A 16,345-nucleotide genomic window follows, 5' to 3' on the forward strand; every position below is an offset into this window, starting at 1 on the left:
CATTTTCATCTCCTAAGTCGACATAAATCCCAAAGCTTACAAACCGACAAAAAGTCACTAAAAATAACACTTCGGCGGACATTTTGTCTCGTAAACTACCTTGGTAAGATAATTGACCTATACAAGGTGTAAAAATAAAAAAACAACACCCTTTCTTGTAAAAAGAATTGAAAAAATAATATAACATGAACTTGAACAATTATACCATTAAATCGCAGGAAGCTATACAGCAAGCGCAACAAATTGCTCAGGGCTTCGGTCATCAACAAATTGAAAATGAACATATTTTCAAGGGCATTTTTGAGGTTGATGAAAACGTGCTACCATTCCTTTTGAAAAAGTTGAATGTAAACGTTTCTATACTGCAACAAGCATTGGATAAACAGCTTGAAAGCTTTTCTAAAGTTTCGGGTGGCGAACTCATGCTATCCCGCGAAGCCGGAAAAACACTTAACGAGGCTGCTATCATTGCAAAAAAAATGAAGGATGATTATGTGTCTATCGAGCATTTAATTTTGGCTGTTTTTAAATCGAACAGTAAAATTGCCCAAATGCTGAAAGACCAAGGCGTTACCGAAAAAACCTTATCCGCAGCCATTGCAGAGCTTAGACAAGGTGACCGTGTAACATCCCAAAGTCAGGAAGAAACTTATAATGCGTTAAATAAATACGCCAAAAACCTAAACCAATTGGCCAAAGATGGCAAGTTGGATCCTGTAATTGGTCGTGATGAAGAAATTAGACGTATTCTTCAAATCCTTTCACGAAGAACCAAAAACAACCCTATTTTGGTTGGTGAACCGGGCACAGGTAAAACGGCTATTGCCGAAGGTTTAGCGCATAGAATTATTGATGGCGACGTTCCTGAAAATCTTAAGGACAAGCAAATTTTTGCCTTGGACATGGGGGCCTTAATAGCCGGTGCCAAATACAAAGGTGAGTTTGAGGAACGCCTAAAAGCCGTAATTAAGGAAGTAACCAGTAGCAATGGTGATATCGTGCTGTTTATTGACGAAATCCACACCCTTGTGGGTGCTGGTGGCGGACAAGGTGCAATGGATGCGGCCAATATTTTAAAACCTGCCCTAGCCCGTGGTGAATTACGTGCTATTGGTGCCACCACTTTGGATGAGTACCAAAAGTATTTTGAAAAGGACAAAGCTTTAGAACGTCGTTTCCAAAAGGTAACCGTCAACGAACCCGATACCGAAAGCGCCATTTCCATATTGCGCGGTATCAAGGAGAAATACGAAACCCACCATAAAGTACGCATAAAAGATGATGCCATTATTGGCGCTGTGGAATTATCGCAACGCTACATCACCAATAGGTTTTTGCCCGATAAGGCTATTGACTTGATGGATGAAGCGGCATCAAAAATGCGCATGGAAATCAATTCCAAACCCGAGGAACTCGATGTTTTGGATAGAAAAATCATGCAGCTTGAGATTGAAATTGAAGCTATTAAGCGTGAAAAAGACGAGGCCAAATTGAAGAGCTTGAGTTCTGAATTAGCAAATCTTAAGGAACAACGCAACGAAATTAATGCCAAATGGAAAAGTGAAAAAGAAGTTGTAGACAACATCCAAAACGCGAAACAGGATATTGAAAACTATAAATTGGAAGCTGAAAAAGCAGAACGCGAAGGTGATTACGGTAAAGTGGCGGAATTGCGCTATGGCAAAATAAAAGAAGCCCAAGAGCAACTGGAAAAATACCAAAAGCAACTGCAGGAACAAGGCGAATCATCCTTAATCAAAGAGGAAGTAACCTATGACGATATTGCCGAGGTGGTTGCCAAATGGACGGGTATTCCTGTTACCAAAATGCTTCAAAGTGAGCGCGAAAAACTGCTTAAATTAGAAGATGAATTGCACAAACGTGTAGTTGGTCAAGATGAAGCCATTGAGGCCGTTAGTGACGCCGTAAGAAGAAGTCGCGCTGGTTTACAAAACCCTAAAAAACCTATTGGAACATTTTTGTTCCTTGGTACAACAGGGGTTGGTAAAACAGAGTTGGCAAAAGCATTGGCCGAGTATTTATTTGATGATGAAAATGCCATGACCAGAATAGACATGAGCGAGTACCAAGAACGCCATGCGGTGAGCCGATTGGTTGGTGCGCCTCCAGGATATATTGGTTATGACGAGGGCGGACAGTTAACAGAGGCCGTGCGAAGAAAACCTTATTCTGTAGTGCTTTTGGATGAAATTGAAAAGGCGCACCCAGATACCTTCAACATTTTGTTGCAAGTGTTGGATGAAGGACATTTAACGGACAACAAAGGTCGTGTGGCAGATTTTAAAAACACCATCATCATCATGACGTCCAACATGGGAAGTGAATTGATACAACAACATTTTGATAATACCAAGGATATCGATTCAGCCATTGAAGCGGCTAAAGTTGACGTTTTAGGATTGTTGAAAAAGTCTGTAAGACCTGAGTTTTTAAACCGTATTGACGATACCATTATGTTCACACCTTTAAGCAAGGAGAACATCATTGACATTGTTGGCTTACAGCTTAAACATGTAACTAAAATGATTGCCAAACAAGGTATTACCTTTGACGCTACCCCAGAAGCAATAGCCTACTTGGCGGAAAAAGGATACAATCCTGAATATGGTGCCAGACCTGTTAAACGCATCATACAAAAAGAAGTCTTAAACGCTTTGAGTAAAGAGATTTTAGCAGGAAAAGTGACCACAGACAGCATTATTTTACTTGATGCCTTTGATGACAAACTGGTGTTTAGAAACCAAGGAGAATTAGTAAAAGAAGAAATTTAAATTATAATAGCTGTTTTTTGTAACAAATTAGGTTGCAAAACAGTCTATTAGTTTGGTTGGTTAGTTGAAAAGCAACACAAATCCGTTCTTTTGGATGCGTGTTGCTTTTCCTTTTTATTTGTACCTTTATAAAAAGATTTTTAAATCGTAAAATATTTACAGAAAAAATCTGTTAAATACGTAGGTAATTTACCGTTGGTCTAAAAACCAAAAAATTACAGAAAACTATAGTTTAAATTATATAAATTAGTAGTTAGGTTACCCCCAAAACCTGCTATAAAACCAACCAAAACCAAACATTTTTTGTTATTCTTTTTAACAAAATACATTAAAACCTACTTAAAACAATGACTGTATCTAATTACATTGACTACACTTTATTAAAACCCACGGCAACCAGTCGGGACATTATAGAATTATGCAATACCGCCAAGGAAAACAATTTTTACAGTGTATGCGTAAACGGTTGCTATGTGGCATTGGCAAGTCAGTTATTGGAAGACAGCAAAGTAAAGGTGTGCTCGGTAGTTGGTTTTCCTCTGGGCAATATGGCAACAGCATCAAAAGTTTATGAAGCAGAAAAAGCTATTGAAGATGGTGCTGATGAAATAGACATGGTTATCAACCTAAGTTTTTTGAAGAGCAAAAACTACGTGGCCGTTTTAAAGGACATAAGTGACGTAAAATTAGCCATTGGAAAAACACCTTTAAAAGTAATTCTTGAGGTTTCGGAATTAAATAAGAACGAAATCATCAAAGCCTGTGAAATCTGTTTGGATGCCAAGGCAGATTTTGTAAAAACCTCCACTGGATTCTCTAAAAGCGGCGCCACACTGACAGCGGTTAAAATCATGAAAAAAACCGTGAAAAACAGAGCGAAAATTAAAGCTTCTGGTGGTATCCGGGATTTTGACACAGCGATAAAGTACATTGATGCCGGTGCCGATAGAATTGGAACTTCTGCTGCCATAAAATCTCCTGAAGACAATCGTAGCATCAGAAACACCAGAATATTTGAGCACTACATTGAAAATGTTGGAAATTCTGGAAAACCAGAAAAATCAAATTCCGAAAGGCTTACCAAAGACAGTTAAAACAGATTATCAACTGTATTCTACAAAAAGGAATTTTTGTGCATGCTGTTTCCCTTTCAAGAAATAAGTGTTTTTCTCATTTAAAACTTGAAACATCTTAACATCATCTATATGCTCAACCGTTGCATAGAGAAAATCGTTTGTTATTTTTTTCAAACCTTTAGATGAATTAAAGTCCATTTCTTTTAAAACACCTTTAAAATCAAAATTCTGATTAATAATATTAAAAGAATGGTCAATATTTCGAGATTCAGTTTCCCTGCCTTTCTTGTTAATTCTATTTTTTAATTCTTCCCAATATTCTTTAATTCCTTTAGATTTCAAATATTCCTTAACCAAAAATTTTAAATACACCAAATTACCAACTATTACCGACTTGAATTGTTTTGAAAAACAAACTTGATGTTTATAATGGTAAATATAATTACTCCACATGCGTTTATGATCTAAATAGCCATAACCTTGATCTAAAATCTCATAACCATTTTCTAAACACCATTTTGCTTGCTCATATAGCGCCATACTTCCTAATGAAAACTTTTCATAAACTATATCATAACCATTTATAGCCGCTCGCATAATTTTACCAAAATGGTATTGAATTGATATTTGAATAGGCTCATTACTATCATAAATAACAAATAATGAAGCCTTATTAGAACGTATGTCATGTATAAGGTTATTTGTTAATTCTTCCCAAGAAGTCAGAACTTCATTAATATCATTTCGCTGTTTAAAACGCACTATCAACATTATTTTTAATGCAGACATTAAAACCGCGTATTCCCCTTCACCTATTACCCCAACGTACTTTTTGCAACTAATATTTAAGCATAGTTCTAAACGCTTTCTTTTCTTGAAAATATGACGGGCGTTTTTACCAAATCTATTTCTCACATAGGAGTCGATGGAATCAAATCCTTTTAAATTAATTGCATAACTAAGATTTTCATGAGTCACATTTTTGGCAAACCAATTTTTTTCAATATTTAAATCAATATAATCTGGAATTAATCGCAAAGAGTAAATAACTTGTTTGTCTGCTTTGCCATTTTTTGTTGAGGGCAGAAAAACAAAACCCTCATTTTTATCATAATTTATGGAACTTATGAAAGACGGCAACATTGATTGTTTAGCAAACAACGTGGGATAAAAATTGATATGCAAAACTCTCATTTAAATCAAATTTGCTGAAATTTGGTCTTAACTTAAATACCTTGGAGCACTAAAAACAAGCTGTTTGTTTAAATATATAAAACAAAGTAAGAATCACCATGATTTTCGGTTTATCAAACAACTACAACGATAAAAAGCAATTAAAAAATCTGCTCTTCCAAATCAAAACAAAGTTCCTTTCCAGTGAATTTTTGAGATAAAACATCTATGGCAGATTCCTTTAACTGGAGAATACGAGGATACCCACCTGTAGTTTGGCAATCGCGCATTAAAACAATCAATTTTCCCGATGGCGTTAATTGCACTGTTCCAGGAATAACGGGTGAGGTAATAATGGGCTCAATGTCGTTTTCAATAGTTTCTTCCAGCTGATAAGCCATCCTATTATTTTCTTTTGAAATGGTGAATTGGGAGGTCAGTAATTGATTTTGTTGTTCTTCGGAAAGCAAATAAAATTCAGGACCCATAAACGCTTCAATTGTTTGGGTGTTCAAATAGGATTTATTTATTCTGACGCTGGCGTGCTTCGAACTATTCTTTATAGCTACGCGTTCTATGTGCAACATATCCCCTTTTCTTAAAATATGCGATGAAGTAATATTAGCAAACATACTTTTGCTCTGCATCACCATTTCCGTATTAAATCCGCCAGAAACCCCCAAATAGCAACGAAAGCCAAGTTCCAATTTCCCGAAAGATAAAATATCACCGCTTTTTACGGCTATAATTTTATTGTTTTTTACGGGAAGGTCATTCAACTTTGGGTTCATTAAGGCTCCTGATATACAAATAAAGGCATCACATTCAAATTGCAAGGTTGCGCCCTTCATGGTCATTTCAATAACGGCAGCGTTTTCGTCATTGCTCAACAAAGCGTTCACTATTTTGGCTGCATAGCGGTCCATAACCCCAGAATACGGCACGCCATATTCCTGATAGCCAAAACGCCCCATATCTTGAACCGTCGAATACAAACCCGGATTTAAAACCTTAACCATCAACCACCTCGCTTTCCAATTGGTAAACCTGAGCATCAACCAAAGTTTTAATGTCTGTATGTTCCTTTAAGGTAATGGGATAAAACTGTATTTGGTCGCCTGCTTTTGCAAAACAAGGTTCTTCTTTATTTATATTAAAAAAGTTTATGGGCGAATTGCCAATGATATTCCAACCACCCGGACTGGCACTCGGATAGACTCCTGTTTGGTTGCCCCCAATGGCCACAGTACCTTGTTCTATTTTTAACCGTGGCGTTGATTTTCTGGGCATCATTATGCGGTCATCCAAACCGCCCAAATATAAAAATCCGGGCAAAAAACCAATAAAGTAAACTGTGTAAATGGCTTCGGAATGAAATTTAATAATATCAATTACTGACAGTTTTTTTGTTTCTGAAATAGCTTCCAAATCAATACCGAAATGAGAATCATAACAAACAGGGATTTTCCATAATTTTGGTTTGGAAGCTGAAGAAATGGTATTAGAATTATAGATTTTTTTCAGTAAGTCAACTTCATCCTGAAAGCCTCTTTTAAAATGGCTATAGACAAGCAAAAGTGAATTGTATGCCGACCTAACTTCGCTGACATTAGCTACATCTGAATACTCAATATTAGTTTTAAAACGCAGTACGTCCTTTAAAATATCTTCTGAAATCAACTTTGGCCATTCGACTAAAATGGCGTGCTCACCGTAGGGCTTAAAAGAGAGTTGATACGCCATACAATCTACCTAATTCTAATGCCCTTGGCTTGCAATTTATTTACCAAATCTTTAACCAATGGAACTGCATTTGGGTTATCGCCATGAATACAAAACGTATTGGCCCTTAAAGGCACCATTTTCCCCGAAATGGTTTTGATTTTTTGAGTGACCACCGCATTATAAACATGTTCGAACATGGTATCTTCATCCTCAATAAGGGCATTTTTATCTGTTCGTGCTACCAAGGTAAGGTTATCATTATAGTTCCTATCGGCAAAGGCTTCGTAAAAAACGGGGATGTTATTCTCAACGGCCAAACGTGCCATCACCGAATTATAAGGCACATAAAGTTCAGAAGGTAACATCAAAGCTTTCATCACCTCTATAATCACTTTTGCAGTTCGTTCATCAACTGCTGCAAGATTGTATAAAGCCCCGTGAGGCTTAACATGGTGAAGTTGTAGATGTTCTTCATCAAGCACGGCAATTAAATCCTTGATTTGGTTTTTAAGAGATGTAAACAACTCCACGCAGGGCATGTTCATGATTTTCCTTCCGAAATTTTCTTTATCTGGAAAGGATGGATGTGCCCCAATTTTTACACGGTGTTGCTTGGCCAATTTTACCACAGTTTTCATCGTGTTGTAATCTCCAGCATGGCCGCCACAGGCAATATTACATGAAGAAATATAGGGCATCAATTGGGCTTCATTTCCAAGTCCTTCACCCATATCTACATTAATATCAATGATTTGATGTTCCACTAAACTAGATTTAAGCCAAACACTTTATTGTGTGTTGCCAGAGATAGTAAGATACTAATTAAAAGGATTAAAAACCCAAAAATATTCAGTCTTGTTGTGTTTCTATGTGTCCCTAAAACAGATTCTTTGTTGACAATCCAAATTAAAACCCCTGCAATTATGGGCAACAAAATGCCATTGGCCACTTGGGCAAACTTAATAATATCAATGGGTTTGATACCCAGCGACGAAAACACAATGCCCAAAACCAAAATAAATAACCAAACCGCCCTAAACTTTTTGGTCTTCATGTTTGCCGACCAACCCAAACAACCGCAGGTTACAAAAGCCGCTGCCAAAGGTGCGGTAATGGCACTTGTAATGCCCGCTGCGAATAAGCCAATGGCTAAAAAATACTTGGAGAAATCACCGAATAACGGCTGCAATCCTTGGGCTAAATCATTGGCGCTTCTAATGTTACCATCCTGAATGGAAGCCGCCGAAACAATGATACTCATGGACACTATGCCACCCAATACTATGGCTATAAAGGTGTCTTTTCTGGCGTATTTTAAATCGGATGTCGATTTCCATTTTTCCTTAACCAACGAGGCGTGCAAAAACAAATTATAGGGCACAACGGTGGTACCAATAAGTGCAATGATAGTGAGCAAGCTTTCCTTTGGGAATTTCGGCACAAAAGCACCTTTTAGAATTTCAAAAATATTTGGTTTGGTGATTACAGCGGTGACAAAAAAAGCTATGCTCATAAGTGTTACCAAACCAATGAGTACTTTTTCAAGAGTTTTGTAATTGCCAAGGTACAGCATCAAAAAGGCCGCTATTCCGATAATTATGCTCAGGAGATTTATGGAAACTTGTCCCAATTTAATATTAGGATTACCAACAATAGTTTCCAAACCTAAAACTCCTCCAGTAATGTTTCCAGCTTCGTAAGCCGCGTTACCAACAACAATGGCGGAAAGCATCAAAGCTATCACCAAAAACTTAGCTACTGGGTTTTTAATGTTTTCCCGAATGATTTCGGCCAAACCTTTTTGGGTAATAATGCCCAGCCGTGCGGACATTTCCTGTAAAACGATGGTTGCGATAACCGACAAAACCATGGCCCAAAGCAAGGAAAACCCAAACGCAACCCCAGCAAGTGTACAAACCGTAACCGTACCAGGACCAATAAAGGCTGCGGCAATTAACGGACCCGGACCTATATTTTTAAACCAATTTTTCAACAGAGGCTAAAGTTGTTTTAATAAAGTTTCAACCGCTGTTTTTAATTGGGTGTCTTCGCCATTGGCTTTGTCATCCGGGTTATTCTTGACCAAGATATCTGGCACGGCCGGCCCCAATTCCATATTGGATTCCGTCTCTTTTACATACCATCCTCTAAAAGGCATTCTTATAGTGGAACCATCTATTAATTTAGTAGAACCCGTTGAAATTACAGCACCAAAAGTTGGTTCGCCAACCAAGGTTCCAAGACCCAGAGATTTATAGGCATGGGAAAATATTTCGGCATTTGAGTAACTACTGGAGTTGCACATGGAGATGGATGGTTTTGTCCAAGAAGCTAGTGGTAAACGATCACTAGCGTAGTACTCCTTAAACTTGGGGTGCTCAGTCTCCAAATTTTTCGTAGCTCCCCGTGGCACCGTGTAAGCATGTTGTTTAACATTTAAAACGGCCATTAAGTAATCCGTAGTCCAACCACCTCCATTGAACCTAACATCTATCACCAATCCGTCCTTGCCCAATCCTGCGGCTGTTAATTCACGTTCAAAATTTTCAAAACTTTGCCAATTCATGCCCTGAATATGTATGTAGCCCAGCCTTCCTTTTGAATATTTTTCGGTTAAACGCTTACGTTCTTTAACCCATGCATTATAGTTTTCTAAACGGTTACTTAATTTTGGTCTGATAACAATTTCAATATCGTTATTACCTCGTTTTACCTCTAAATATATTTTTTCGTTTGATGTACCTTCAAACAAGCTATAAAAATTGAGGCTTTCGGTCAATTTTGTCCCGTTTACATTTAAAATAACATCACCAACATTTATTTTGCTCACACTTTTATCTGCAGGCATATCATCAACTACTTTGGTAACTACAACAGTGCCATTATCATTTGGCTTTATCTCAACACCCAGTAAACCTGTTGACTCCTTCTGTAAATCTTCGCGGTAATCTCCCAACATTAGCCCCATATGGCTGGCATTAATTTGACCGAGCATCCAATTAAATATATTCTGAAAATCAGTTCTTGTAGAGGCTTTCATAGCCAAAGGCTTGTATTTTTTCTTTAAAGCTGTCCAATCTTGACCATGAAAATTGGGGTCGTAAAACCCATCATTTATAGCTTTCCATGCTTCCTCAAAAATTTGGTTTAATTCCTCAATATAATCCACATCCATTTTTGCACTAATTGGTAACGCTTCATTCTTCTCATTTGAAATGGAAACACTTGATAAATTTCCTGAGCCAGAATTCATGATGAAAATGGTCTCCTTTTTATCTGCTACAATATTTGATGGTTTTGTATTACCAGTAGTTATGGCCTTTTTATCTTTTCCGTCCCAAGAAATCTTAAACAAATCAGCTTCTGTTGTAGCATCTCCTCTAGTTCCATCGCCAGTTATATAGTAAATGGTTTTACCGTCTTTGGAAATATACTGACCGAACTCGCCACCAACAAAGGAAGTTACCTGAACTTGTCTTTCGTAAATGTTGTTAAAATCAATTACAATGTCTTTTACAACGCTTTCCTTTTTTTCATCCTCCTTTTTCTCTTTTTCGGGTTTATCAGCATTTTTTTCCTCTTCCCAATCCTGAGCTGTTTTTTCCCAATCGGCCTTGTTTAACCATGTAAACCAAACATCATAGTCGTTATTGTTTCTGTTTGACGAAAACATTAGTTTCTTTCCATCGGCACTCCACAAAGGGTACACATCTTGTTTGGGGTGCATGGAAATGTTAACCGGTTTTTTGGAATTATCAGCCTTGTGTATATAAATTTCACGATTGAAATTTAAGTCGTTTAAACTATAGGCCAACCATTTGGAATCTGGAGACCACGAAACACCTGATGGCGTATCCCAACCATCTAACAAGGTTTTTTCATCGGACATTTTACCATTGGAATCAATTTTTGAAACAATTAACATTCCTCGTCCCTTTTTGTATGCTATCGATTTTCCATCTGGTGAAATTACGGGGTCATGTTCACTTTCTTTGGTATTGGTCAACCTGATTATTTTACGTTTCAGTGTTTTAAATAAGTTTGACTCTTTATTGTCATCAGACTTTAAAAGATACAGATCGTTTTGTCCTTCTTTATCCGAAACAAAAACCAGAGTACTATCATTCAACCAAACAGGCATTCTATCCCTGTATGGTGAGTTGGAAAGGTTTACCGTTTTTTTATTATCCTTATCTGTAGCCCTTAAAAACAATTCCCCCCTAATGACAAAAGCCGTATATTTTCCGTTCGGCGACAAGGCGATTTCTTCAACTTGATTGGAATAGGTTTTATGCTCTATGGGATCGAACCTATAATCTGAACCAATGTTTAGTTTTACCTCTTTAAGTGAATTTATAACGGTGTTCAACACAAATAATTTATCCCCTTGAACCATGGCCAAGTCTTTACCATTTGCACTCACATTAAAAGAAAAAACACCCATATCTTTAAATGAAGTAACTGGAGAAATGTTACCTGTTTTTTGTCCGTTGGCATCGATGTTCAACTTATAAATGTTGTATATACCATCTCTTGATGACTGAAAATAAACGGTAGCATCATCGCCCCATTGTGGATAAAAATCATTGCCTTCAAAAGTTGTAAGTTGGGTATAACTTGCATTCTCGATATCATACAACCAAACATCTCTATTAGCAGGCCCAATATACGCTTCTCGAGAAATTCTACATTCTCCTTTTACAAATGCAATAAATTTACCATTGGGCGATAGTTTTGCATCAAAACCTACAGTGTTCATAAGTCTAAATGGAGTTCCCCCGACCTCGCTAATACTATGGGTTTCCATCTCTCGTTCCACCTGCACAAAATTTCTTCTGGTTGAAAAAATAATCGTTCCATCTTTGGTATAGTCTGTTAGATAATCTGATGCCGAATGAAAGGTGATGCGCTTTGGCATACCTCCATTTTTTGAAATCACATAAATATCTTTGTTGCCATACCTATTGCTTTCAAAGGCAATGGAGTTGCCATCATGGCTCCAAATGGGGTGGGTATCATAACCTTCGTGGATGGTTATTCGTTTTGCATTTGAACCATCAATATTTGCCGTCCAAATATCACCTTGAAAATTAAAGGCTACAAGTTGCCCATCAGAACTTATTGAAGGGTAATTTATCAAAGGTGATTGGGCAAAGCTGAAACATGTTGTAGATAAACTTAAGAATACAAGAAATTTAGATAATACGTTCATGCTAAGTGCAATTTTCTTTTTTAAAAATCTAAAATATACCTTAAAACGACTCTAATTAAATAATTAAGATTTTTTAACACTATCTAATTATGAAATAAAAGGCATTTCATTATAAGTAGCATAAAAAGCATTATACCCCTAATTAATTATTCTATTTTATTATTTGAAACCTTTAATTTTTGAAATTACAACTTGGTTAAAATTTATGCATTGTTTTTTAATTTATTATACTGCATGGCAGATTTTAGACCCGTATTTTTTAAGTCAATCAATCATAAATATTAAAAAATGTCTCTGTGTTAACAGATATGACAATTTATCCCAACCAACCTTCTCTATCCAAACTTCTATATTGAATGGCCTCACTAATATGCGAGCCGTTTACAGCCTCAACTCCTTCCAAATCAGCAATGGTGCGAGCTACTTTTAAAATGCGGTCGTATGCCCGTGCCGATAAATTCAATCGCTCCATGGCTGTTTTTAAAAGTTCTTTTGAGGTGTCGTCCAACTCGCAATGTTTTCTAATTTGTTTGGTATTCATTTGGGCATTGTAATGCACTTTCTCGGAATCTTCAAATCGCTGGGTTTGTATTTCCCGAGCCGCGGTAACACGCTTTCTTATCTCAATGGAAGACTCGCTTTTTCGGTCTTCTGATAGTTTTTCAAAAGGCACAGGGGTGACTTCAATATGAATATCAATTCTGTCCAAAAGAGGCCCCGAAATTTTACTCAAATAGCGCTGCATTTCGGCAGGACTGGACGTAACTGGCGCATTAGGATCGTTAAAATAACCGCCGGGACTCGGGTTCATGCTCGCCACCAACATAAACGACGACGGATAAGTTACTGTGAATTTCGCCCTTGAAATGGTCACTTCGCGGTCTTCCAAAGGTTGTCGTAATACTTCCAAAACATCGCGCTTAAATTCGGGCAATTCATCCAAAAACAAGACACCATTGTGCGATAGAGATATTTCTCCTGGTTGTGGAAAACTGCCGCCTCCAACAAGTGCCACGTTACTAATGGTATGGTGCGGACTTCTAAATGGCCGTTGTGCCATCAAACCTGTATCTTTTACACGACCAACCACCGAATGAATTTTTGTGGTTTCTAAAGCTTCGTGAAGGGTCATGGGCGGTAAAATACTAGGTAAGCGTTTAGCCAACATGGTTTTACCTGCTCCGGGAGGACCAATCAAAATAATGTTATGCCCGCCAGCAGCAGCAATTTCCATACAGCGTTTAATACCTTCCTGCCCTTTTACATCAGAAAAATCAAATTCGGGAAAATCAAGACTTTTGACAAATTCTTCACGTGTGTTGATGATGGTTTGCTCCAGTGGTTCTCCCTTATCAAAATAATTAATGACCTGTTTGATGTTATCTACTCCGTAAACTTCCAAATCGTTTACAATAGCCGCTTCTTTGGCGTTCATACTAGGCAGGATAAAGCCTTTAAAACCCTCCTGACGAGCCTTCACAGCGATGGGCAACGCCCCTTTTATAGGCTGTAAACTTCCATCTAGCGAAAGCTCACCCATGATTAAATATTTTTCTAAGTTTTCAGCTTGAATTTGCTTTGAAGCAGCTAAAATGCCAATGGCCAAGGTGAGGTCGTACGCACTTCCCTCTTTTCTTAAATCGGCAGGTGCCATATTGATTGTAATCTTTTTTCCAGGGATTTTATAACCGTTATTTTGAAGTGCCGCGGCAATACGATAGTTACTTTCCTTAATGGCATTATCTGGCAAACCCACCAAGTGATACCCAATACCTCCATCTACATTCACCTCAACGGTTATAGTCGTAGCTTCCACACCAAAAACGGCGCTTCCATAAACCTTTTTAAGCATATTTTTTCTTTACTGCTTAAATGTAAGAAATGTATTTGAAACGTTGCCAAATTAAACCAAAGAGATTCCAATATCATCCCCCATATGAATCTATAAAAAAAGAGTCCCGCCAAAGGTGGGACTCCGTTTAAATTGGAAAAAAGAACTAATTAACACTAAAATGAAAATACTATTTCCAATTATACATTAATTGATGATCTTCTTTTAGTTGGCAGTGTTTAAAAATTTTGGTTTGATCACTAGCATGGCCCAACCCCAGTTTTGGATATCTGCAGCTGCGGCTTCTGTAACACCTTTAAGTTCGTACATGCCATCGCTAGCAAACATTTGGGAATATCCGAGCACCAAAGTATAGCCTCCGTTGAACGTCTTTTTGAAAACCAAATCTACTTCGGTACCCAAAGATTTTTCCCCACTTGGTAATTCCTGTTCGCCTCTAAAGTTTAATGCCTGAACCATAAGGCTTGATTTTTCTCCCAATTTGAAATTGGCACTTGCATGTATGTCTACGAGTCCAACAGTGTTACCATGGTTACCCACATAGAAGTAATCCATGAAACCATTAAACTTGTGATTTGTTCCGTACAATGGGAAAAATGCACCTGTTTCACCTGCGCCTGCATCGTTTCCACTTAATACTTCAACACCAGCACCCAAACCAACTTTATCAGATGCTTTAAATGATAAATCTAAACTTACATCATAAGCGCCCTTTACCTCAACGCCACCTTGTCTTTCACCTGTTTGGATGAATGCATTTGCAGCCAGCCCGAATGACCCTTTATTGTATTTTAAGTGTGTACCTATAGTCTGCAAATTTGAAACTCCAGGCGTTCCATTTTGGTACCCTGTGTTCATTGCTAATAAGCTACCGCTAAAGGACGTGCTGAACTTCTTGTTCAAGTGAAGCATTTGCATTGTTTTGTATGAAAAAAGAGGTGTTGTTGAATATAGATTTCCAGGCGCTCCAATATTATCCTGGTTAAAAGCCAATGCAAAATCCAATGCAAAGCCATCTTTTGAATACTTGATCAATGCCGCATCATGATTACGCCCTTGTTGCGCCCAATCTAGGCCACCCAATATCCTTTGATCATCGTACGACAATACTTGTCGACCTAATTTTGTTGACCAACCTCCTCCTAAAGAAAGTTCTGCCCAAGCTTGGAACAGGTCGAATCTATTATTTTGATCGGTGTGAATTATTTGAGGGTTTTCTCCCCAAAGTAGAATGTCCTGAACGCTAAGATAAACCTTATATGACTCCGTAGAATATCCTGCGTTTAACCTGGCTCTTGTTACTGTAAAGAAGTCAGGCTCAGCCGAATCAGGTATTAAAGTACCAAACCCATTAAGATATTCTGTTCGTGGTCTAAATTCTCCGTCTAAAGTAAACTGTGCTTGTGCAAATTGTAAGCACCCCAGTAAAAATCCTAAAATCAAATATTGTTTTTTCATGTTTTCCTTGTTTTTAAGTTGATTTGTTTTTGAGTTATTGTTTTAGTTATTAATTCTTCTTTTTGTGTTAAATAGGGTTGTAAATCTCCTGTAATTATGAAAATTCTATGGTTTCATAATCGTTTTAAATATTATATTTTTCTTGATTTTATTTATGATTCCCGTCTTCACGGGAATGACAATTCCATTTGTACCTCAAGGCATAACCTTGAGGGTTTCTTTTAAATTAATGCTCTAAAAAGTCAATTAAATGTTTTCTGTATTTGTAGTAATCGTCATGTTCTAAAACGGCTTTTCTTGTTCTTGGCCTTTCAAAATCTATCTTTAGAACATCACCAATTTTTGCTTTTGGCCCACTGGTCATCATTACAACGCGGTCTGCCAAAAAGATGGCCTCATCTACATCATGTGTAATCATAACAGCAGTGATTTTTTCTTTGTTCCATATTTCAATGAGAATATCTTGAAGTTCACCTCGGGTCAAAGAATCTAACATTCCAAATGGTTCGTCCAACAGAAGCACTTTGGGTTTTATGGCAAATGCCCTTGCGATACCAACCCGCTGTTGCATACCTTGTGACAATTCAGAAGCTCTTTTGTTGAAAGCATCCTCCAACCCTACTTTTTGAAGGTAGTATTTGGCAATATCATGTCGTTGTGTTTTGGTAGCATCAGGAAATACTTGATTTACACCTAGCAGAACATTTTGAAGTGAAGTCATCCAAGGCATTAAACTCGGTGCCTGAAAAATGACCCCTCTATCTGGCCCTGGTCCTTTTATGTGTTTTCCCAAAACAGAAATGTTTCCTCCTGATATAGCGTTAAGTCCCGCAATCATTGAGAGCATAGTGGTTTTACCACAACCAGAATGACCAATAATGGTAACAAACTCCTCTTTCATTATTTGAAGATTCAAATCTTCCAATACTGTGTAATCCCCTTTGGGCGTTGGGTACACTTTCTTTAGGTTTTTCAAATCCAACATGACATTGGATTCTGGAAAAAGCCCATTGTCCGTTAATTTGACTGATTTATTTTTTGTTAAGATTTTCATCTG

11 protein-coding genes are annotated in these 16,345 nt (G+C 37.5%); 2 read left to right on the forward strand and 9 right to left on the reverse strand.

What is annotated here, in order from left to right:
* Positions 1-185: 185 nt before the first annotated feature.
* On the forward strand, positions 186-2,792 hold the full coding sequence (gene clpB, locus WJN01_RS10665; RefSeq protein ID WP_445197148.1) for an ATP-dependent chaperone ClpB: 2,607 nt from the start codon (positions 186-188) through the stop codon (positions 2,790-2,792).
* 347 nt (positions 2,793-3,139) lie between these two features.
* Positions 3,140-3,886 carry a deoxyribose-phosphate aldolase gene (deoC, locus tag WJN01_RS10670; RefSeq protein ID WP_445197149.1) on the forward strand — a complete coding sequence of 249 codons (747 nt, stop codon included), beginning with the start codon at positions 3,140-3,142 and terminating at the stop codon, positions 3,884-3,886.
* Between the two features lie 9 nt (positions 3,887-3,895).
* Here deoC and WJN01_RS10675 read toward each other — a convergent pair whose 3' ends face one another.
* The 9 genes from WJN01_RS10675 to WJN01_RS10715 all read right to left on the reverse strand — a co-directional run bounded on the left by WJN01_RS10675 (position 3,896) and on the right by WJN01_RS10715 (position 16,342).
* Positions 3,896-4,846, reverse strand: a complete 951-nt coding sequence (locus WJN01_RS10675; RefSeq protein ID WP_445197150.1) for a GNAT family N-acetyltransferase — start codon at positions 4,844-4,846, stop codon at positions 3,896-3,898.
* Between the two features lie 356 nt (positions 4,847-5,202).
* Positions 5,203-6,096, reverse strand: a complete 894-nt coding sequence (locus tag WJN01_RS10680; RefSeq protein ID WP_445197151.1) for a 5-oxoprolinase subunit C family protein — start codon at positions 6,094-6,096, stop codon at positions 5,203-5,205.
* A complete protein-coding gene (pxpB, locus tag WJN01_RS10685) occupies positions 6,053-6,784 on the reverse strand; it encodes a 5-oxoprolinase subunit PxpB (protein WP_445197152.1) in 732 nt (243 codons plus the stop codon). Before pxpB ends, WJN01_RS10680 begins: the two co-directional genes overlap by 44 nt.
* A gap of 5 nt (positions 6,785-6,789) precedes the next feature.
* A complete protein-coding gene (gene pxpA / locus WJN01_RS10690) occupies positions 6,790-7,530 on the reverse strand; it encodes a 5-oxoprolinase subunit PxpA (protein WP_445197153.1) in 741 nt (246 codons plus the stop codon).
* On the reverse strand, positions 7,530-8,762 hold the full coding sequence (locus WJN01_RS10695) for an Nramp family divalent metal transporter (protein WP_445197476.1): 1,233 nt from the start codon (positions 8,760-8,762) through the stop codon (positions 7,530-7,532). The genes pxpA and WJN01_RS10695 overlap by 1 nt, the downstream gene beginning before the upstream one ends.
* A 3-nt stretch (positions 8,763-8,765) precedes the next feature.
* Complete coding sequence (locus WJN01_RS10700) at positions 8,766-11,978, reverse strand: S41 family peptidase (protein ID WP_445197154.1); 3,213 nt, start codon at positions 11,976-11,978, stop codon at positions 8,766-8,768.
* 316 nt (positions 11,979-12,294) lie between these two features.
* On the reverse strand, positions 12,295-13,830 hold the full coding sequence (locus WJN01_RS10705) for a YifB family Mg chelatase-like AAA ATPase (RefSeq protein ID WP_445197155.1): 1,536 nt from the start codon (positions 13,828-13,830) through the stop codon (positions 12,295-12,297).
* A 204-nt stretch (positions 13,831-14,034) separates the two neighbouring features.
* Positions 14,035-15,288: an alginate export family protein gene (locus WJN01_RS10710; RefSeq protein ID WP_445197156.1), complete on the reverse strand. Its 1,254-nt coding sequence runs from the start codon at positions 15,286-15,288 to the stop codon at positions 14,035-14,037.
* Positions 15,289-15,514: 226 nt separating this feature from the next.
* The gene (locus tag WJN01_RS10715) at positions 15,515-16,342 is read right to left on the reverse strand and encodes an ABC transporter ATP-binding protein (protein WP_445197157.1); all 828 of its coding nucleotides are present in this window, start codon (positions 16,340-16,342) and stop codon (positions 15,515-15,517) included.
* Positions 16,343-16,345 lie beyond the last annotated feature (3 nt).

This window comes from Tamlana sedimenti (assembly GCF_038148895.1).
GTDB lineage: Bacteria > Bacteroidota > Bacteroidia > Flavobacteriales > Flavobacteriaceae > Tamlana.